Raw genomic sequence first — 18595 nt, forward strand, 5'->3', positions numbered from 1 at the left:
CCATGCCAAACCGGGCCCCCTTTCAGATTGCGGGGCATTCCGTTGCCCCCGGCAGCAGCCTTGCGGTTGACCTGCCCGTTTCGATCCTGCCGGATCACACGCCGGTGCATCTTTCGCTTGAGATCTATCACGGCAAACGTCCGGGGCCGACGATGTTCGTCTCGGCTGCCGTGCATGGGGATGAGGTCATCGGCGTTGAGATCACGCGCCGACTGCTGCGCGCGCCGCAGCTCTCCGCCCTGCGCGGTACACTGATCGTGGTGCCGGTGGTGAACTCCTTTGGCTTTCTGAACCGCTCACGCTATCTGCCGGACCGGCGCGATCTAAACCGCTGTTTCCCCGGCTCGCCTTCGGGCAGCCTTGGCGCGCGGCTGGCGCATATTTTCCTGCAAGAGGTGGTGCTGCGCTGCGACTTTGGTGTCGATCTGCATTCGGCGGCGATCCACCGCACGAACCTGCCTCAGGTGCGTGTTTCGCCCGCGGACAAGGTGACCCATAAGATGGCGATGGATTTCGGCGCCCCGGTGGTGCTGACCTCGCCGCTGCGCGATGGGTCGTTGCGCGCGGTTGCGGCGCGCGAAGGCACGCCAATTCTGCTTTATGAAGCGGGCGAAGGGCTGCGCTTTGACGAGATGGCCGTGCGTGCCGGGCTCGCAGGCATCCTGCGGGTCATGCGCGGACAAGACATGCTGCCCGCCAAGGGCATCGCCAGCGCCCGCAGCGCGCCCTATATCTGCACCGCCTCGCATTGGCTTCGTGCCCCTGCGGGCGGCCTGCTGCGCACCTTCCGTGCCGAAGGTGAGACGGTGGCCGAAGGCGATCTGCTTGCCATCGTGTCGGACCCCTTTGGCAAAGAAGAGGCCGAACTGCTGGCCGACGCGCCGGGCATTCTTATTGGGCGTGCCATTCTGCCGATCGTCAACGAAGGCGACGCGGTCTTTCACCTCGCCAAGCTCAGCCCCCGCGCGGCAGAGGCGACGGTGGATGAACTGGTCAATCAGTTGGAAGAAGACCCGCTTTTCGACGAAGACGAGATCATCTAATTCAGGGCCATACCCTGCGCGGGGTCACTCCTCGCGCAGCAGCACTGCCGAGATCGGAACCAAGGCCACATCGCTGGCCCGGTCCTGCAAGCCCCAAAGCAGCAGCGCCGAGACGGTATCGGGCCGCAGACGGCCCAGCATGATCACCGCCCCCTCTTGCCCGGCCTTGAACGCCGCTTGATCGAGGAAGCGGCGGATCACCCGTGCGGTCTGGTCCTTGCTGTCGAAATCGCGAAACACCGGATCCGCAGGCACCCCGGCCTTCCGCGCCAGTTTCGGCATGGTGTTCAGCCCTTTGTCCTGCGTCACCAGCCCGTGGCCAGACTGCGCAAGGATATCCGTCACTTGATCGGCCAGCGCCCGGCTGCCTTGAAAGCCGCTCTGGGTCCCTTCCAGCACACCGACCACGGGCCCGATCCGGTCGAGCGTGGCGGCAAAGGCGGTCTCGGCATCGCTTGGCTGTGCGCCCTGCGGCAGATCGACCAGCGCCAAGACCTCAAACCCGGCCTCGCGATAGGTTTCCACCCGTTCCGCCGCGTCCGAGAGGCCGCTGTCGACCGCAAAGCTCAGCGGATAGGGAAAACTGCGCAGCGCGGCCAGCCCGGCGCTGCCCGCGGTGACCGACGTGCCATCGTCGATCAAGACCACGCTCATCAGCGGCTTGCCCTCGGGCTGGTCACCAGCAAGGCTGTTGACCACCACGGGGCGCGGATCGTCGTTCACAATCTCGTCAGCCTCGGCGGGCTCTGCCGCGGGTGTCGCACCGGGGCGGTTGATCACCACCCCCGTATCACGGTCTGACAAAGTGACTGCGGGTGTGCCGATGATCGGTCGGCCATCGCTCTCCGTATCGGCGGGTTCAGGCGTCGCTTCCGCAGACTGCGGCTCTTCCACCGGCGCGGGGGCGTCTGCTGCGGTGGATTGAGGAGCAGCCTCGGGTGTAGGCGCATCTTCCTTGGCATCAACGACAGGCGGAGTTTCGACGATATCGCTCTCCGGTGCCGGTTCCGGCACCGCATCCTCTTCAACGGCAATCTCTTCCGCTGGCAGGGTGATCGCCTCGTCCTCCTCGACCTCCGGCGCTTCCATGCCTTGCGGCGCGTCAAACGCCCCTTCTATATCGGCCACATCCGGCGCAGGCGGCTGCGCGGGTTCGGTGCTGATCGAAAGCTCGTCGGCGGCCTGCGGCGCATCGGGGGCCACGGCCTGCGGATTGGGCAACACCGGTTCTTCCGCGCCCGGAGACATCGGGGTTTGCCCCTCTGGTGCCGCGGGGGTGCTGAGCCCCTCTGCGCTGCCGGTCTCTGGCAGGCTGGCCGACGTCTGCGTGTCGGGGTCAAGCGCGGCTAGGCTGTCTTGCTCAGGCACATCGGCACGCGGCGCGGGAGCATTCAACACAGGCGCAGAATCGCGGCTGCGCCCCTGCTCACCTGCATCGGTCACATTGATCCGCGCCGGGGCGGGACCAGAGCCGGGCGCATCACCCACCTGCGGCGGCAAGGGCAAGGGCATCATCAACGACACCGCACCGGCCACACCGATGCACGTCACACCCCCCCAAATCAGCCCGCTCAGAACTCCGCGTGCCATCTGCGCTACTCCTGCTGTCTGCGCCATGGCCAGAAAGCCCGGCGTTCCCCTCAATTGGCTTGCCCCAAACTCTTGACGATGGGGTTCAAGCCTGAACATGTATGCCAAAACCTATACCGCGCTCCGGCGCGGTTTCTCCAGTCCTAATACAAAGAAATGCCTGCCTGTGCTGCTGCTCATCGATAACTACGACAGCTTTACCTATAACTTGGTCCACTATCTGGGCAGCCTCGGGGCGGATGTGCAGGTGCACCGCAACGACGCGCTCAGCGTGGACGAAGCGATGGCCATGAACCCCGCCGGTATCTTGCTGTCCCCCGGCCCCTGTGACCCTGACCAAGCGGGGATATGCCTAGAGCTGACCCATGCCGCTGCCGAAGCGCGGGTGCCGCTCTTGGGCGTCTGCCTGGGCCATCAGACCCTTGGCCAAGCCTTTGGCGGCAAGGTCGTGCGTGCGGATGACATCGTGCACGGCAAGCTGGGCCAGATGCAACATGAGGGGCGCGGTGTCTTTGCCGGACTGCCCTCGCCCTTTGGGGCCACGCGCTATCACTCGCTGGTGGTGGAACGCGCAAGCCTGCCGGAGTGTCTTGAGATCACCGCAGCACTCGAAGACGGCACGATCATGGGCCTGCAACACCGCGACCTGCCGTTGCACGGCGTGCAATTCCATCCAGAATCGATCCGGTCCGAGCATGGTCACGCCCTGCTGCAAAACTTCCTGAATGAGATGAAGGTCCCGGCATGAGTAGCGCGTTGAAACCCTTGCTTGACGCCGCTGCCAACGGGCCGCTCACCTCGGAACAGGCTGTGGAGGCCTTTGAAATCCTCTTCGAAGGCGAAGCCACGCCAAGCCAGATCGGTGGCTTTCTCATGGCCCTGCGCACGCGCGGCGAAACGGTCACCGAATATGCCGCCGCCGCAAAGGTCATGCGCAGCAAATGCAACGCCGTGCGCGCGCCCGAAGGGGCAATCGACATCGTCGGCACGGGCGGCGATGGCAAGGGGACGCTGAACATCTCGACCGCCGCCGCGTTTGTGGCCGCAGGCGCAGGCGCGGTCGTAGCAAAACATGGCAACCGCAACCTTAGCTCGAAATCCGGCGCTTCCGACGCGCTGTCGCAGCTTGGCATCAACGTCATGGTCGGCCCTGCGGTGGTCGAGCGTGAATTGGCCGAGGCGGGCATCGGTTTCATGATGGCCCCCATGCATCACCCCGCCGTCGCCCATGTTATGCCCACAAGGTCCGAGCTTGGCACCCGCACGATCTTTAACATCCTCGGCCCGCTCACCAATCCCGCAGGCGTCAAACGCCAGCTTACCGGTGCCTACAGCCGCGATCTGATTGAACCGATGGCGCTGACGCTAAAACAACTCGGCTCTGAAAAAGCGTGGCTCGTGCACGGGTCCGACGGCACGGATGAACTGACCATCACCGGTGTAAGCTGGGTCGCCGCACTGGAAGACGGCGTGGTTAACTTGCGCGAATTGCACCCCGAAGACGCGGGCCTGCCGGTCCATCCGTTTGAGGCCATCGCCGGGGGTGAACCTGCCGAGAACACCAAACATTTCAAAGCGTTGTTAGACGGCGTTCCATCGGGTTACCGCGACGCTGTGTTGCTCAACGCGGCCTCTGCCTTGGTCGTAGCGGATGTGGCCCCCGATCTGAAAACCGGCGTCGAAATGGCCCGTGAAAGCATCGACAGCGGCGCAGCGCGTGACCGGATCGAAAAAGTGGCGCAGATCAGCCAGTCGAAATGACACCGCCAAGCCTCAGCGCGCTTGGTGATTGGGCCGAACTACCCTTTTTCGCTGCGGACTGGCCGCGCATCGCCCAACGGCTAGCTGCCGAGCCGCGTGAGATTTTGCCGCCCGCTCCCAAGATATTCGCAGCACTTGAACACCTTCAGCCCGCAGCGGTAGAGGTGGTGATCCTCGGCCAAGACCCCTATCCCACACCCGGCCATGCGCACGGCTATGCCTTCTCAGCCGAGCCTCACGTGCGCCCGATACCACGATCTCTCGCCAATATCTTCAAAGAGTTACACGGCGATCTTGGCGCACCGCCTGAAGATCCAGATCTGCGGTTCTGGGCCGATCAAGGTGTCCTGTTGTTGAACAACGTCCTAACCGTTCCGGCAGGCTGTGCGAATGGACATGCGAAACTTGGCTGGCAAACGCTGACCGCTCAGGTGCTGGCCCGCCTCTCAGATCGCCCCCGCGCCTATCTGCTTTGGGGCGCACATGCGCAGAAGGCCGCGGCGCAGGTTGACCCGGTGCAAAACCTCAAGATCGAGACACCGCACCCATCGCCGCTTTCCGCCCGGCGCGGCTTCTTTGGATCGCGCCCCTTCAGCCGGGTGAATGACTGGTTGCAGGGCCAAGGCAAGCCCGGCATACATTGGACAAAGCCGTGAGGATGCCATGACCGCCACTATTCTGGAAAAAATCAAAGCCTATAAGCTGGAAGAAATCGCCGCTGCCAAGGCCGAAAAATCGCAGGCTGACATGGAGGCCGCCGCCCGCGCAGCACCGCCCGTGCGCCCCTTTGCGCAGCGCCTGCACGAAGCCTCCCGCGAGGGCTATGGCCTGATTGCCGAGATCAAGAAAGCCAGCCCGTCGAAAGGGCTGATCCGAGAAGACTTCGAGCCCGCCGACCTTGCCCGCGCCTATGCCGCAGGCGGCGCCACCTGCCTATCAGTTTTGACCGATACGCCCAGTTTTCAAGGCGCGAAAGAGTTCTTGGTCGAGGCTCGCGCGGCCTGCGATCTTCCGGTGCTGCGCAAGGATTTCCTTTACGACCCCTATCAAGTCGCCGAAGCGCGCAGCCTTGGTGCGGATTGCATTCTGATCATCATGGCCTCCGTTTCTGATGCGCAGGCCGCCGAGTTGGAGCAAGCCGCGCAGGACTGGGGCATGGATGCGCTGATCGAAGTGCATGACGCCGCAGAACTGGCCCGTGCCGAAAAGCTTACGAGCCGGATGATTGGGATCAATAACCGCAATCTCAATACCTTCGAGACCTCTCTTGATGTGACACGTCAACTGTCCGAGGCGGTTCCGCCTGATCGGATGCTGGTCTGCGAATCTGGCCTCTACACCCCCGCCGACCTCGCTGATATGGCGATTTACGGTGCGCGCTGTTTCTTGATTGGCGAAAGCCTTATGCGGCAGGAAGATGTCGAACAGGCCACCCGCGATCTGTTGGCCAGCCCCCTCATCCCGGGAGGTATGTGATGGCGCTGACCCACTTTGATGCTGAAGGCGACGCGCATATGGTCGATGTCTCTGACAAGGCCGTGACCTCCCGCGTGGCCAGAGCCGAAAGCTACATCAAGATGGCACCCGAAACGCTTGAAATTATTACCGAAGGGCGGGCCAAGAAAGGTGACGTTCTAGGCGTCGCAAGGCTTGCCGGGATCATGGCGGCCAAGCGTACGGCGGATCTGATCCCGCTTTGTCACCCATTGCCGATCACGAAAGTCAGCGTTGATCTAACGCCCGACGCCACCCTACCGGGCATCCGGATCTCGGCCACCGTCAAGACCACCGGTCAAACGGGCGTAGAGATGGAAGCCCTCACTGCCGCCTCTGTCACCGCGCTCACGGTCTATGACATGGCGAAAGCGGTAGATAAGGCGATGGAAATTGGCGGCACGCGGGTCACATTGAAAGACGGTGGCAAATCAGGCCGTTATGAGGCGACATGATCAGCGTTGAAGCGGCAATGGCGGGTGTTTTAGACCTCGTCACCCCGCTAGAAACCGAAGAAGTCGCTCTGCGGGCCGCAAATGGCCGCGTCTTGTCACGACCCGTGATGGCGCAGCGCAGCCAACCGCCCTTTGCCGCGTCCTCTATGGACGGCTACGCACTGCGCCGGGCTGAGGTCGAGCCGGACGCGATGTTCAAGGTGGTCGGCGAGGCTGCGGCGGGCCATGGCTACGCAGGTACGCTCCGCGCCGGGCAAGCCATCCGCATCTTCACAGGCGCACCGATCCCCGATGGGGCCGATTTCGTGGTGATCCAAGAGGTTGTCACCCGGCGCGGCAACCTTATCACCCTTGGCCACCGCATTGATGACAAAGACAATATCCGCCCCGCGGGGGGAGATTTTACCCAAGGCGAAGAGCTCACCGCCCCGCGCATTCTGCGCCCTGCAGACGTGGCGTTGCTCGCCGCGATGAACGTCGCGAAAGTGCCCGTCACGCGCAAACCCGTCATCGCGATCCTCGCCACAGGGGATGAATTAGTGCAACCCGGCGAGAGCCCCGGCCCTGACCAGATCATCGCCTCCAACAGCTACGGCCTTGCCGCGATGTTCGAGGATGCAGGCGCCGAGGTGCGTATGCTGCCCATCGCGCGCGACACTGCGGCCTCGCTCAAACAAGCTTTCGCCTTGGCCCGCGGCGCGGACCTTATTGTCACGATCGGCGGCGCTTCGGTAGGCGATCACGACCTAATTGCGCCGGTCGCGGCAGAGCTCGGCATGGAGCAGGCTTTTTACAAAGTCGCCATGCGCCCGGGCAAGCCCTTGATGGCAGGCAAAATCGGAGCCTCAGCAATGATCGGGCTGCCGGGAAACCCAGTCTCAGCAATGGTTTGCGGGGCGGTCTTCGTGTTGCCGATGCTGCGGCGGATGTTGGGGTTGCAAGACGTACAAGCCCCCCTGCGCGATGCGCCCCTCGGGCGCGGCATTGGCCCAAATGGACCGCGAGCGCACTATATGCGAGCTCAGCTTCGCGATGGAGCGCTTTATCCGGATGATCGTCAGGATTCATCCCTTCTGTCCGTCTTGGCACAGGCGGATGCTTTGATGGTTCGTCCGCCCGCGGATCCAGCAAGGAATGCCGGGGATATACAGCAGTACATTTTGATTTAACGCCCGCAGCGGTTGACACAAAACAAGAACATCCGTAGAACAAAAGCAATAAATGCTTCAGGGGCCGTGCAATGCTGACCAAAAAACAACTCGATTTGCTTTCTTTCATTCACCAGCGCGTGCAGCGCGACGGCGTCCCGCCGAGTTTTGATGAGATGAAATTGGCACTCGATCTGCGATCGAAGTCTGGCATTCACCGTTTGATCACGGCACTAGAAGAACGCGGATTTATCCGGCGCCTTGCCCATCGTGCCCGCGCAATCGAAGTGGTCAAACTTCCTGAAAGCCTCGGCGGTGCGCCCGGTTTTGCCCCGCGCGTGATTGACGGGGATCGCCCCGACACCCCGCCGCCGCCCGCAGCACAATCGGTCACGGCGCAGCACGCCTTTGATGTGCCGGTCATGGGCCGGATTGCTGCCGGTGTTCCGATTGAGGCGATTTCACAAGTCTCGCACAGCGTTACGGTTCCCGGTGGAATGATCGCCGGTCAAAGCGAGCATTACGCGCTTGAGGTACGGGGCAACTCGATGATTGAGGCGGGCATTAACGATGGCGACATCGTAGTGATCCGCGAGACATCTGTGGCCGACAACGGTGATATCGTGGTCGCGCTGGTCGAGGATCAAGAGGCAACGCTGAAACGTTTCCGTAGGCAGGGGTCTTCGGTCGCTTTGGAAGCGGCGAACGCGGCCTATGAAACCCGCGTACTGCCCTCGGACAAGGTTAAGGTTCAGGGCCGACTGGTGGGGTTGATCCGCACCTACTGACGCTTTGGCCTGCTGTTCCACAAACGCAGGCCGGCACGGTCCCTCGCGGTGGTGATCTGCCAACCGTGGGACGATTTGGTTAGCGCCAGTGCGCCGGTTTCACGTAGGCGAACGGGATCATAGATCGGGCAGCCCCAAGTCTGGGCTGCCTTTATCTCGACAGATGCCACCACGATATCTTCCGGCTGACAGCCGGTAAATGCGGCGACCGCCCGTTTTCCTGAAAGGTGGATAATTCTATCCTCTTGCGCGGCCCACCTTTGAGCGGCCATGGCCTGATCAACGCGGTCTCCGTCATTTTCCAACCAATTGCGGGCAACAAATCCTGCGCCCCTCTCTTTGCTGAGCGCCCTGCCCGCCGGGGTCATTACACCCACCAGTGTCCCAGTATCGGCGACAAGCACATCGGGGCGCGTGGCCCCCTGCCAAACAGCGAAGGACAGCAGCATCGCGGGCCCGCCCAACCAGCGCATGCGGCCTTGCCACAGGATGAGCCATAGAAATCCAAGCGACAGAAGCGGCAGCACCCATCCCCCCGGCCCCGGCACGAAACTGCGCGCGCCGGGCAGATGCGCCACCAGATCCGCGACCGATAGTATCCACCTCAGGCCGAGCCCCATTGCCCAAAGCGGCAGCCCCTCGCCCCCTATGGGCGCGAGGATGGCGGCCAGCACGGCGGCGGGAATGACCAAGACGCCCATCAACGGGACCGAAAGCAGGTTTGCCACCAGCCCGTAATGGGCGACCGTGTTAAAATGCGCGGCGGAGATTGGCGCGGTGGCGAAACCCGCAACGGCCGAAGAGATCACGACAGCAGCGACCGGGCGCAGGCGCTTGGGGATGACCTCACCTTCGAAGTCGCGCATCCAGCCAAAGACTGCGACAAGCGCAGTGGTCGCGGCGAATGACATCTGGAAGCCCGGCCCCATCAGCGCCTCGGGGCGCAGGATCAGCACGATGATCCCCGCCGCGGCGACGGCCCGCAACGAAATCGCCCGCCGCCCGATCATCAGCGCGCACAAGGCAACGGCGCACATAATATAGGCCCGCTCGGTCGCGACATTTCCGCCCGAGAGCGCGAGATAGCCGGTGGCGGCGATAAGCGCAGCTGCCGCCGCGATGCTGCGGCTGGGCCAGCCTGTGGCCGAGACCGGATGCAGAGCAAGGATCAACCGCGCCGCGCCAAAGACGACCGCGCTGAGCAGCCCCATGTGCAGCCCCGAGATCGCCAATAGATGCGCCAGATTGCTGCTGCGCAGGTTTTGTAGCGCGGCTTGCGAAATGGCGCTGCGGTCGCCGGTGGTGATGGCGGCGGCAAAACCGCCGATGTCACCGGGCAGATGCGCGCGCACCCGTGCCGATGCGGCCATGCGCAGCCGAAACAGGGCCAGACCGGGGTCCCTTTCGGCTGGTTCTGCGATGCCCAATAGCGGCACCCGGGCATAACCGACCGCCCCCAGCCCCGCGAACCAAGCGTGGCGCTGAAAATCAAATCCGCCGGGCTCAACCGGGCCCGCGGGCGGCGACAGATGCGCGGTGGTCATCACCTGCATGCCCGGCTTGGGCGCAACCGCGCCGGGGAGTTTCGAGTGGAGCGAGACCCGGACCCGGCTCGGCGTACGCGCGGGCGGCACCCGCTCTAACCGGACCTGATCAAGCGTGATACGCGGCGCATCCGATTGGCTGCGGTCAAGCGCCACGACGCGCCCTTCGACAGCGCCGTAGTAACGCCAGCCGAGCACGGGGGCGCTTATCGAATGCGCCCGAAACGCCGCGAGGAGCAATCCCAGCAGAACCAAGGCCAAACCGACCGCGAAGGGTGCGGTAACCTCAGGCAATGCCCGCGCCACAACCGCCAACGCGGCGACGGCGAGTGCGGTGGCCCAAAGCAATGGTATCGAAGGCTCCGCCGCCAGCGAAAAATACCATCCGATCCCCAAGGCGAGACAGACCGGCACCCAGCCGAACAGATGCCCCCGCTGGCGCAGCATCACGGTGCTGAACTGGTTCCAAAGGCCCATGCTTGCCCCCGCGGATCGCACTGGGTAGACAGACGTCAAATCCTAGGACCGGTAGGGTTACCAAACGGTAAACGCCGCTCCGAGCACAATATCTCTGACCGAAAGGCCCACCGCCATGAACGCCCCTGTTGTGACCCGTTTCGCCCCGTCTCCTACCGGGTTCTTGCACATCGGCGGGGCGCGTACCGCCCTGTTTAATTGGCTCTATGCCCGTGGTCGGGGGGGCAAATTCCTGCTGCGCATTGAAGACACCGACCGCGCGCGGTCCACCCCAGAGGCGACGAAAGCGATTCTCGCCGGCATGTCTTGGCTGGGCCTAGATCACGACGGCGAAATCGTCAGCCAGTTCGAAAACGCCCCCCGCCATGCCGAAGTCGCACATGAGCTTCTTGCGGCGGGCAAAGCCTATAAATGCTTCGCCAGCCAAGAAGAAATCACCGCATTCCGCGAGGCCGCACGCGCCGAGGGACGCAGCACGCTCTACCGCTCGCCCTGGCGCGACGCCGATCCGGCAAGCCACCCCGACGCGCCCTACGTGATCCGCATCAAAGCGCCGCTGGAAGGCACCACCGTGATCCGCGATCAGGTGCAGGGGGATGTGACCATCCGCAACGATCAGCTTGACGATATGATCCTGCTCCGCTCGGACGGCACGCCGGTCTATATGCTGGCCGTGGTGGTGGACGATCACGATATGGGCGTGACCCATGTGGTGCGCGGCGACGATCACCTCAACAATGCCGCCCGCCAGATGATGATCTATGAGGCGATGGGTTGGGACGTGCCGGTCTGGGCGCATATCCCGCTGATCCACGGCGCGGACGGCAAGAAGCTGTCGAAACGTCACGGGGCCTTGGGGGCGCAGGAATATCAGGTAATGGGCTACCCGGCAGCGGGGATGCGCAACTACCTTGCCCGGCTGGGCTGGAGCCACGGGGATGATGAATTCTTTACCGACGCACAGGCCCAAGAGTGGTTCGACCTTGACGGCATCCGCAAAAGCCCCGCGCAATTCGACCTGAAAAAGCTCGAAAATCTTTGCGGCCAGCATATCGCGCAGGCCGATGATGCCGCGCTGCGGCGCGAAATCGAAGCCTATCTGGAGGCCGCAGGTCAGCCTGCCCTTACGGCACCCCAAGCCGAGGGTTTGGAGCGGGCGATGTATTGCCTCAAAGATCGCGCGAAGAAATTCCCGGAACTGCTTGAAAAAGCGACCTTTGTCTTAGCCGAGCGCCCGATCACCCCGGATGAGAAAGCGGCAAAGAACCTCGATACGGTATCCCGTGGCATACTGTCGGAATTGACGCCGCAATTGCAAAATGCTAGCTGGAACAAAGAAACGCTGGAGGAGGTACTGAACGGCTTTGCTGCCGCGCATGACACCAAATTTGGCAAGCTGGCGGGGCCGCTTCGGGCGGCTTTGGCTGGCAGGGCAGTCACCCCATCGGTTTTTGACATGATGTTGGTGCTGGGGCGCGATGAGACCCTTGCCCGACTGACGGACGCCGCGGCCTAAGTTTTGGTTCACCACTTCTTTGGGCGGCAGGTATAACTGAACGGGACAGCCCCATTTGGGGCTAGGCCCAGACGGCGGGGAGCATCTCCGCAGCCTACATTCGGGAAGGGATTTCATGACCAATAACAATAAAACCGCAACGCTGACGATCGACGATCAGAGCTTTGAGCTGCCGATTCACAGCCCCACCGACGGCCCCGATGTTGTCGACATCCGCAAGCTTTACGCTCAGGCGGGTGTCTTTACCTACGACCCGGGTTTCACCTCGACGGCAGCCTGCGACAGCACGATCACCTTTATTGATGGTGACGAGGGCGTGTTGCTGCACCGTGGCTACCCGATCGAGCAATTGGCGAGCAAATCGCATTACCTCGAAGTTTGCTACCTGTTGCTTTACGGTGAACTGCCCTCCCCCAAGGCGCTTGAAGATTTCGAATGTCTGGTGACCAACCACACCATGCTGCACGAGCAGATGATGAACTTCTTCCGTGGGTTCCGTCGCGACGCGCATCCGATGGCAATCATGGTGGGCGTGGTCGGCGCGATGTCGGCCTTCTATCACGACAGCACCGACATCAACGACGAGCATCAGCGCGAAGTCGCGACGATCCGTCTGATTGCCAAGATGCCGACCATCGCGGCGATGGCCTATAAATACACCATCGGCCAACCCTTCGTCTATCCGCGCAACGATCTGGACTATGCCTCGAACTTCCTGCGCATGTGCTTTGCCGTTCCGGCCGAAGACCATGAGGTAAACCCGATCCTGAGCCGCGCGATGGACCGGATCTTTACCCTCCATGCCGATCACGAGCAGAACGCCTCGACCTCGACCGTGCGTCTGGCGTCTTCTTCCGGCGCGAACCCCTTCGCTTGTATCGCCGCCGGCATCGCCTGCCTTTGGGGTCCGGCACATGGTGGTGCGAACCAAGCCTGCTTGGAAATGCTCAAGGAAATCGGCACGCCCGATCGCATTCCTGAGTTCATCGCCCGCGCCAAGGACAAGAACGATCCCTTCCGCCTGATGGGCTTTGGCCACCGCGTTTACAAAAACCACGACCCGCGCGCGACCGTGATGAAGGAAAGCGCCGACGAGGTTCTGGAGCTGATGGGTGTTGAAAACAACCCGATCCTTCAGGTCGCCAAGGAACTTGAAAAAGCGGCATTGGAAGATCCGTATTTCGCGGAGAAGAAACTGTTCCCCAACGTGGATTTCTATTCCGGCATCATCCTCGAAGCCATGGGCTTCCCCACATCGATGTTCACTCCGATCTTCGCGCTGGCGCGGACCGTGGGCTGGATCTCACAGTGGAAAGAGCAGATCAGCGATCCGCAGCTTAAAATCGGTCGTCCGCGTCAGCTTTACCTTGGTGAAGACAAGCGCGACTACGTCGATATTGAGAACCGCTGAACCAACCGACAGTAACATCGCAAACGCCCCGGATTTCCGGGGCGTTTCGCATTTTGCCCCGGCCCTGCAATCGGTACCCGCGTTGGACGTTGTTGACCCAAGGGCAACAATTGAGATGCGAAGCGGCGTGCAAATACCCCGGCTCCGAATCGCGTAAATCAACGCCACTTCTCGCGACGTATGCAATGGGTCCGAAAAACAGTGAATGTTTCCAAGCGTTTTGCCAGTTGCGAAACACCGAGGCGCAAATTACGGCCAAATTACGGCACTGTTTCGCCTTGCGTGACAATGGCCCAGTCCCGCTTGACGGGAATCCCCCCGGGGCGATACCCTCACATCAAGAGGCCTTTTCGGGGTGGGAAAGGCATCATCGCGGCACTGCATTGAGGGATTTCCCCTCTCGCGGTCCGGCTGGAGTCCGCCCCAAAGGTAGATGACATTTGGCAGCTTAGCAGCCCGCCCGCGACGAAGGAAAGCACGATGACCGGATCAGAACGGACCAAAGGGCTTCGCTGGGACTGCGCAACCGGTCTGACGCCCGCCAAGGCCAGTGAAATCCCCGGCCCTCAGGGTGCACTGGTGCCCGACACGCTGCATGATTGCGATCAGATCGCGGTCGTCTATGACAAGGGCCAGACCCCGCCACGGATCACCATCGCGCAGGTGTCGAACTCCGTACATACGGTTTTGGCGGATGGCGTCGCGGTGGCGGTGGTGGCGCGGGCCAATGGCCCGGCACCTTCGGCAAGCGATGTGCTTTTGGTCGAGCGGAGCTGCTAGCCTTACCGCCCCTGAAACTTGGGGCTGCGCTTTTGTGTAAAGGCCGTGACCCCTTCGGCGAAATCCTGTGACTTTCCGCAGCGACCCTGCGCTTCGGCCTCCAGCGACAGTTGATCCTCCAACCCATTGTCCCAAGACGCGCGGATGGCTTTCTTGGCCTCTGCATAGGCCGCTGTGGGACCGGCGGCCAGTTGCGCGGCCTTGGTGCGCCAATGGGCGTCGAATTCGGCATCCGGTACGGCTTGCCAGATCATGCCCCAATCATCGGCCTGCCGCGCGGTGATCTTATCGGCGAAAAGGGCCGCGCCCATCGCCTTGGCCATGCCCATCTGGCGCGGCAGCGCATAGGTGCCGCCCGCGTCAGGGATCAAGCCAATGCGGGTGAAAGCCTGCATGAAATAAGCGCTCTCACTGGCAAAGACGACATCGGCGGCCAGCGCGATATTCGCCCCCGCTCCCGCTGCCGGGCCGTTCACGGCGGCGATGGTCGGCACGGGGCAGTTGATGATGGCGCGCAGCAGCGGGGCATATTCTTCGCGCAGCGTTTTCTCCAGATCGGCGACGCCGCCTGCCCGGTCGGCCAAGTCCTGCCCCGAGCAAAAGGCCCGGCCCGCCCCCGTCAGGACCACGACCCGCGCCGCGCGCCCGCCTTCGGTCACCGCATGTGTCAGCTCCGCCCGCATTTGGGTGGTCAGCGCATTCATCTTGTCGGCGCGGTTCAGCGTGATCAGCGCGACATCATCGGTCAGCGCATAGGTGATCGTTTCATAGTCCATCTTGCTATCCTTGATTGCTTGGCCGCAGCATATCAAAGCAAGTTGCCACTGCCAGTACAACGGCGCGTCAGCGGTCGAGAATATCGCGCAGGCGGGCTTCTTCCTCGGGCGAGAGTGGGGCCTCGGTCGGGGTTTTGCTGCGCGCACGGCCACGCAGATAGACCACCCCGAGCCCTCCGGCCAACAAAAGCATCAGCGGTCCCGCGCCCCACAGCAGCCAATTGGCCCCCGTGGCCTGCGGGTTCAGCAGGACATATTCACCGTAGCGGTCGACGATGAAATCCACCGCTTCCTCATCGCTGTCGCCGGCCACCAACCGCTCGCGCAGCAGAATTCGCAGATCGCGCGCAAGGCTTGCGTTGCTCTCATCAATACTCTCGTTACGGCAAACAAGACAGCGCAGACCTTGGCTCAGCTCCCGCGCGCGGGCCTCCAATGCGGGATCGTCCAACACCTCGTCTGGCTGCACCGCCCATAGGGGGCTGGCGAGCAGGGTCAGGATCAGCAGCAGCCGCTTCATTCCGCAGGCACCCCTGCTGGTTGTTTGCGTGCGCCCGCCGCGACACGGAAACGCCGGTCGCTCAGGCTCAGTACCCCCCCAAGCGCCATCAGCGCACAACCGATCCAAATCCAATTGGTCATCGGTTTGATATAGGTCCGCACAGCCCAACCGCCGCCGTCCTGCGCATCGCCGATCACCACATAGATGTCCCGGGCGAGGTTATAATCGATCGCCGCCTCGGTCGTCGGCATCTGCGCCACGGGGTAGAACCGCTTTTCGGGCCGCAGGGTCGAGATCACATCGCCTTCCTGCGCCAGCGTGATCTCGGCCATAGTACTGAGGTAGTTCGGCCCCCTGACTTCACTCACGTCGCGGAGGGTCAGCGTGTAGCTGCCCACGTCAAAAGGCTCATCAATCCGGGCCACGCGGATGTCATCCACGGCCCAAGCCATCAGCCCCGCGATCCCGGCCATGGTGATGCCCAGCCCGCCATGCGCCGTGGCCTTGCCCCAATCAGCGCGCGGCAGACGCCGTAGACGGCGCAACTTACCCGGGCCGCGGCCCAAACGCTGCATCACATCCACCGCGGTGCCCATCAGCAGCCATGCCCCAAGGAACATGCCCACAGGCCCCAACAGCCCGCGTCCGGACTGCATGGCAAAGGCCAAGCCCCCAAGCGCCAGCGCCAAGAGGAAGACATAGCGCAGCGGATATAGCGCCCTCATGATCTTGGCCCGTTTCCACGGCATCGCGCTGCCGATCGGCAGGATCAGTCCAAGCGCTACCATGAAAGGAGTAAACGCAGCGTTAAAGAATGGCGGGCCGACACTGAGTTTGCGGTCAAGGAACATCTCGGCCACCAGCGGCCACATGGTGCCCACGAAAACGACGAAACAGGCCACAGCCAGCAGCAGATTGTTCACCACCAAGGCGGTCTCACGGCTCAAAAGGCCAAAGACGCCCTTGGCCTCAAGCGCCGATGCGCGCAGCGAGTAGAGCACCAGCGCCCCGCCGGTGAAAGACCCCAAAATGGCCAGAATAAAGACCCCGCGCTCAGGGTCGTTGGCAAAGGCATGGACGGAGGTCAGCAGACCAGAACGCACGATAAAGGTGCCGATCAGCGAGAAACCGAAAGCAAGGATCGCCAGCAGGATGGTCCAGCTTTTCAAGCTCTCGCGTTTTTCCACCACAATCGCCGAATGCAGCAGCGCCGCCGCCAAGAGCCAGGGCATGAAGCTCGCATTCTCGACCGGATCCCAGAACCAGAAACCGCCCCAGCCAAGCTCATAATAGGCCCACCAAGACCCGAGCGCGATGCCAATGGTCAAGAAGACCCAAGCCGCCAGTGTCCAAGGCCGCACCCACCGGCCCCACGCCGCATCCACGCGCCCTTCGATCAGCGCCGCCACGGCAAAGCTGAAGGCCATGCTGAGGCCAACATAGCCGAGATAGAGAAATGGCGGGTGAAAGGCCAAACCGGGGTCTTGCAAGAGCGGGTTCAGGTCTTGGCCATCAAAAGGCGGCGTGCCCATGCGCAAGAAAGGGTTCGAGGTGAAAAGGATAAACGCCAGAAAAGCCACGCCAATCGCGGCTTGGACCGAGAGCACCCGCGCGCGCAGGCGCGGCGGCAGATTGCCGCCAAACCACGCGGCCATGGCACCGAAAAGCGCCACGATCAGCACCCACAGCAGCATCGAGCCTTCGTGGTTGCCCCATGTCCCGCTGATCTTATACAGCATCGGCTTGGCGGAATGGCTGTTGGCCACCACCAGTTGCAGGCTGAAATCCGAGGTGATGAAGGCCCACATCAGCGCGCCAAAGGACAGGGCAATCAGGATGAACTGCGCCGCCGCCGCCGGTTCGGCCATCGCCATCCAAGCAGCACGGCCCCGCCAAGCGCCCCACATCGGCACCACCATCTGTACAAGGGCCACGCCAAAGGCGAGCACAAGCGCGAAATGTCCAAGTTCTGTAATCATGGGGCGGACTATAGGGGGCCTAAGCCCCCTAAGCCATGGCAAATCAAACCTAGGAAACGGTCAATCGGTCGCAGTCAGGCGCGGCTGCGGCGCCATGCGTCTAGGGCCGGATTCTCCGACGGCGTGACTGCGGCAAGGGCCAAGCGGCTGTCGGCACCCGTGTCGGCCACATGGGGGCTATCTGCGCGCAACTTGCGCAGCGTCTCGATATTCTCGACCACCTGCGGCACCCGAGCGATGGTGCCCACGATGGCGCGCTGAAACTCCTGCGATTTCATCTGCTGCCGCGCCCCGAAGTAGAAGGACACGATCACGCCCAACAGCCACCAAAGCGGCTCTGGCACCAGCGCAATGCCCTGCATCCGTTCGGCAAACCACAAAGGGTTAACCATGGCCGTGACGAACAGCCCCAAGGTGCCGAGCGCAAGCATCGGGCGGGGCAAACGGTTGATCCCATCCATGAAGCGGTCAAAGCCGCCCTGCCGAGCTTGGGCGAACTCCGCCCCATATTGCGCCATCGCTTTGCCCTGCACCGCATGGGCACGCTGCGCCCCGGCCTCGGCATTCTCGCGAAACACTTCGACCGTGTCGCGGATGACATTGCGCTCGCCGCCGAAAACCGTCGTAAAAATACGTTCGATCAGCCCCATTGTGCCACCCTCCGTGCGAAATCTGCGTCGCTCATGCGATATTGTGGTGCGATGAACTCTTCGGCGCGCCGGATCCAGCCGCCCTTGCCGCCAGCCCGGCTGCGCGCGTATTTTCGGCTGGCGGCGCGACGGTCGGCGAGACGGAAGTAGTAGTTGCGCCGCGCGATGCCGTAGGCGTCGACCAGATGATCAGGGGCGGCCTGCCATGCGGCTTGGGCGGCGCGGATCGTCTGCGGCCCGATGGCCCCGTCAACACCGATCTCCTCCCCCATCTCGCGCAGCAAGCTTTGCAGGATCTTCACCGCATTGCTGCCCGCATTGACATACATGTCAAAAACGCTCGGCTGCAACGGCGCGGGCAATTCCGCGATGCGCGGGGCGTTGAAGTAATGTCTGACAAAGATATCCACCGCCTGCGCGCGACTTAGGCGGCGCACGTCGGCCACATCGACCGCCCCATCCCCCGTCAGGTCCAGTCCCAATCGGCGCATGGTATGGATCGTCACCCCGAATTTCGTCGCCCCGCCGGGGTCATCGGGGTCATTCACAAAGCCGCCCTCCCGGGCGACGATGGCGCTGGCGATCTCTCGGACGGTCTGCATCGCGGGCTCTCCTGTCTTGGGTGCAAACAGGCTCGGCCGGATGGGTTAACGGGGCCTCAGCCCCGCGTGCGTTGCGCGC

General features: G+C 62.7%; 18 protein-coding genes. 11 read left to right on the forward strand and 7 right to left on the reverse strand.

Annotated elements, in window-relative coordinates; translation table 11 throughout:
• Nucleotides 1-2 precede the first annotated feature (2 nt).
• Nucleotides 3-1043 (forward strand): succinylglutamate desuccinylase/aspartoacylase family protein, encoded by a 1041-nt coding sequence (locus R1T45_RS14555; RefSeq protein WP_067935596.1) that lies wholly within the window; start codon nt 3-5, stop codon nt 1041-1043.
• 24 nt (nt 1044-1067) lie between these two features.
• Here the strand turns inward: R1T45_RS14555 and R1T45_RS14560 are convergent, their stop codons facing one another.
• Nucleotides 1068-2633, reverse strand: a complete 1566-nt coding sequence (locus R1T45_RS14560) for a divergent polysaccharide deacetylase family protein (protein ID WP_317389428.1) — start codon at nt 2631-2633, stop codon at nt 1068-1070.
• A 166-nt stretch (nt 2634-2799) separates the two neighbouring features.
• Between R1T45_RS14560 and R1T45_RS14565 the strand changes: the two genes are divergently transcribed.
• The 7 genes from R1T45_RS14565 to lexA all read left to right on the forward strand — a co-directional run bounded on the left by R1T45_RS14565 (nt 2800) and on the right by lexA (nt 8279).
• Nucleotides 2800-3381, forward strand: coding sequence for an anthranilate synthase component II (locus R1T45_RS14565; protein ID WP_132443498.1), 582 nt, complete (start codon nt 2800-2802; stop codon nt 3379-3381).
• Nucleotides 3378-4394 (forward strand): anthranilate phosphoribosyltransferase, encoded by a 1017-nt coding sequence (gene trpD / locus R1T45_RS14570; RefSeq protein ID WP_120350948.1) that lies wholly within the window; start codon nt 3378-3380, stop codon nt 4392-4394. The genes R1T45_RS14565 and trpD overlap by 4 nt, the downstream gene beginning before the upstream one ends.
• On the forward strand, nt 4391-5050 hold the full coding sequence (locus R1T45_RS14575) for a uracil-DNA glycosylase (protein WP_132443500.1): 660 nt from the start codon (nt 4391-4393) through the stop codon (nt 5048-5050). The genes trpD and R1T45_RS14575 overlap by 4 nt, the downstream gene beginning before the upstream one ends.
• Before the next feature lie 7 nt (nt 5051-5057).
• Complete coding sequence (gene trpC / locus R1T45_RS14580; RefSeq protein ID WP_317389429.1) at nt 5058-5870, forward strand: indole-3-glycerol phosphate synthase TrpC; 813 nt, start codon at nt 5058-5060, stop codon at nt 5868-5870.
• On the forward strand, nt 5870-6343 hold the full coding sequence (moaC, locus tag R1T45_RS14585; RefSeq protein ID WP_067941390.1) for a cyclic pyranopterin monophosphate synthase MoaC: 474 nt from the start codon (nt 5870-5872) through the stop codon (nt 6341-6343). The genes trpC and moaC overlap by 1 nt, the downstream gene beginning before the upstream one ends.
• A complete protein-coding gene (gene glp / locus R1T45_RS14590; protein ID WP_317389430.1) occupies nt 6340-7512 on the forward strand; it encodes a gephyrin-like molybdotransferase Glp in 1173 nt (390 codons plus the stop codon). The genes moaC and glp overlap by 4 nt, the downstream gene beginning before the upstream one ends.
• 71 nt (nt 7513-7583) lie before the next feature.
• Nucleotides 7584-8279 carry a transcriptional repressor LexA gene (gene lexA, locus R1T45_RS14595; protein ID WP_317389431.1) on the forward strand — a complete coding sequence of 232 codons (696 nt, stop codon included), beginning with the start codon at nt 7584-7586 and terminating at the stop codon, nt 8277-8279.
• On the opposite strand, the gene R1T45_RS14600 is transcribed toward lexA, so the two are convergent.
• Nucleotides 8273-10300 carry a ComEC/Rec2 family competence protein gene (locus R1T45_RS14600; RefSeq protein ID WP_317389432.1) on the reverse strand — a complete coding sequence of 676 codons (2028 nt, stop codon included), beginning with the start codon at nt 10298-10300 and terminating at the stop codon, nt 8273-8275. The two genes, lexA and R1T45_RS14600, sit on opposite strands and share 7 nt — an antisense overlap.
• Before the next feature lie 115 nt (nt 10301-10415).
• On the opposite strand from R1T45_RS14600, the gene gltX reads away from it, so the two are divergent.
• The 3 genes from gltX (at nt 10416) to R1T45_RS14615 (ending at nt 14007) form a co-directional block, all read left to right on the forward strand.
• Nucleotides 10416-11816 carry a glutamate--tRNA ligase gene (gltX, locus tag R1T45_RS14605; protein WP_317389433.1) on the forward strand — a complete coding sequence of 467 codons (1401 nt, stop codon included), beginning with the start codon at nt 10416-10418 and terminating at the stop codon, nt 11814-11816.
• Nucleotides 11817-11931: 115 nt separating this feature from the next.
• Nucleotides 11932-13227, forward strand: coding sequence for a citrate synthase (locus tag R1T45_RS14610; RefSeq protein ID WP_067626303.1), 1296 nt, complete (start codon nt 11932-11934; stop codon nt 13225-13227).
• Nucleotides 13228-13707: 480 nt separating this feature from the next.
• Nucleotides 13708-14007 (forward strand): hypothetical protein, encoded by a 300-nt coding sequence (locus tag R1T45_RS14615; RefSeq protein ID WP_120350941.1) that lies wholly within the window; start codon nt 13708-13710, stop codon nt 14005-14007.
• Between the two features lie 2 nt (nt 14008-14009).
• Here the strand turns inward: R1T45_RS14615 and R1T45_RS14620 are convergent, their stop codons facing one another.
• The 5 genes from R1T45_RS14620 to R1T45_RS14640 all read right to left on the reverse strand — a co-directional run bounded on the left by R1T45_RS14620 (nt 14010) and on the right by R1T45_RS14640 (nt 18516).
• Entirely contained in the window at nt 14010-14783 is a 774-nt protein-coding gene (locus R1T45_RS14620; protein WP_120350940.1) for an enoyl-CoA hydratase-related protein, read from the reverse strand.
• 67 nt (nt 14784-14850) lie between these two features.
• On the reverse strand, nt 14851-15303 hold the full coding sequence (locus R1T45_RS14625) for a cytochrome c-type biogenesis protein CcmH (protein ID WP_067626983.1): 453 nt from the start codon (nt 15301-15303) through the stop codon (nt 14851-14853).
• Entirely contained in the window at nt 15300-17264 is a 1965-nt protein-coding gene (locus R1T45_RS14630; RefSeq protein ID WP_120350938.1) for a heme lyase CcmF/NrfE family subunit, read from the reverse strand. Before R1T45_RS14630 ends, R1T45_RS14625 begins: the two co-directional genes overlap by 4 nt.
• 74 nt (nt 17265-17338) lie before the next feature.
• A complete protein-coding gene (locus R1T45_RS14635) occupies nt 17339-17914 on the reverse strand; it encodes a holin family protein (protein WP_317389434.1) in 576 nt (191 codons plus the stop codon).
• Complete coding sequence (locus R1T45_RS14640; RefSeq protein WP_317389435.1) at nt 17905-18516, reverse strand: holin-associated N-acetylmuramidase; 612 nt, start codon at nt 18514-18516, stop codon at nt 17905-17907. The genes R1T45_RS14635 and R1T45_RS14640 overlap by 10 nt, the downstream gene beginning before the upstream one ends.
• Between the last annotated feature and the right edge of the window lie 79 nt (nt 18517-18595).

It is taken from the genome of Sulfitobacter sp. LC.270.F.C4 (assembly GCF_032922545.1).
In the GTDB taxonomy this organism is placed as follows: domain Bacteria; phylum Pseudomonadota; class Alphaproteobacteria; order Rhodobacterales; family Rhodobacteraceae; genus Sulfitobacter; species Sulfitobacter profundi.

Bases quoted from the DNA above. Each gene is read 5' to 3' on its own strand.
- R1T45_RS14600 (WP_317389432.1), bottom strand. From the start codon at position 10,300: ATGGGCCTTTGGAACCAGTTCAGCACCGTGATGCTGCGCCAGCGGGGG.
- R1T45_RS14560 (WP_317389428.1), bottom strand. From the start codon at position 2,633: ATGGCACGCGGAGTTCTGAGCGGGCTGATTTGGGGGGGTGTGACGTGC.
- R1T45_RS14610 (WP_067626303.1), top strand. From the start codon at position 11,932: ATGACCAATAACAATAAAACCGCAACGCTGACGATCGACGATCAGAGC.
- R1T45_RS14630 (WP_120350938.1), bottom strand. From the start codon at position 17,264: ATGATTACAGAACTTGGACATTTCGCGCTTGTGCTCGCCTTTGGCGTG.
- R1T45_RS14575 (WP_132443500.1), top strand. From the start codon at position 4,391: ATGACACCGCCAAGCCTCAGCGCGCTTGGTGATTGGGCCGAACTACCC.
- R1T45_RS14620 (WP_120350940.1), bottom strand. From the start codon at position 14,783: ATGGACTATGAAACGATCACCTATGCGCTGACCGATGATGTCGCGCTG.
- moaC (WP_067941390.1), top strand. From the start codon at position 5,870: ATGGCGCTGACCCACTTTGATGCTGAAGGCGACGCGCATATGGTCGAT.
- R1T45_RS14640 (WP_317389435.1), bottom strand. From the start codon at position 18,516: ATGCAGACCGTCCGAGAGATCGCCAGCGCCATCGTCGCCCGGGAGGGC.
- glp (WP_317389430.1), top strand. From the start codon at position 6,340: ATGATCAGCGTTGAAGCGGCAATGGCGGGTGTTTTAGACCTCGTCACC.
- R1T45_RS14615 (WP_120350941.1), top strand. From the start codon at position 13,708: ATGACCGGATCAGAACGGACCAAAGGGCTTCGCTGGGACTGCGCAACC.
- gltX (WP_317389433.1), top strand. From the start codon at position 10,416: ATGAACGCCCCTGTTGTGACCCGTTTCGCCCCGTCTCCTACCGGGTTC.
- lexA (WP_317389431.1), top strand. From the start codon at position 7,584: ATGCTGACCAAAAAACAACTCGATTTGCTTTCTTTCATTCACCAGCGC.
- trpC (WP_317389429.1), top strand. From the start codon at position 5,058: ATGACCGCCACTATTCTGGAAAAAATCAAAGCCTATAAGCTGGAAGAA.
- trpD (WP_120350948.1), top strand. From the start codon at position 3,378: ATGAGTAGCGCGTTGAAACCCTTGCTTGACGCCGCTGCCAACGGGCCG.
- R1T45_RS14635 (WP_317389434.1), bottom strand. From the start codon at position 17,914: ATGGGGCTGATCGAACGTATTTTTACGACGGTTTTCGGCGGCGAGCGC.
- R1T45_RS14555 (WP_067935596.1), top strand. From the start codon at position 3: ATGCCAAACCGGGCCCCCTTTCAGATTGCGGGGCATTCCGTTGCCCCC.
- R1T45_RS14625 (WP_067626983.1), bottom strand. From the start codon at position 15,303: ATGAAGCGGCTGCTGCTGATCCTGACCCTGCTCGCCAGCCCCCTATGG.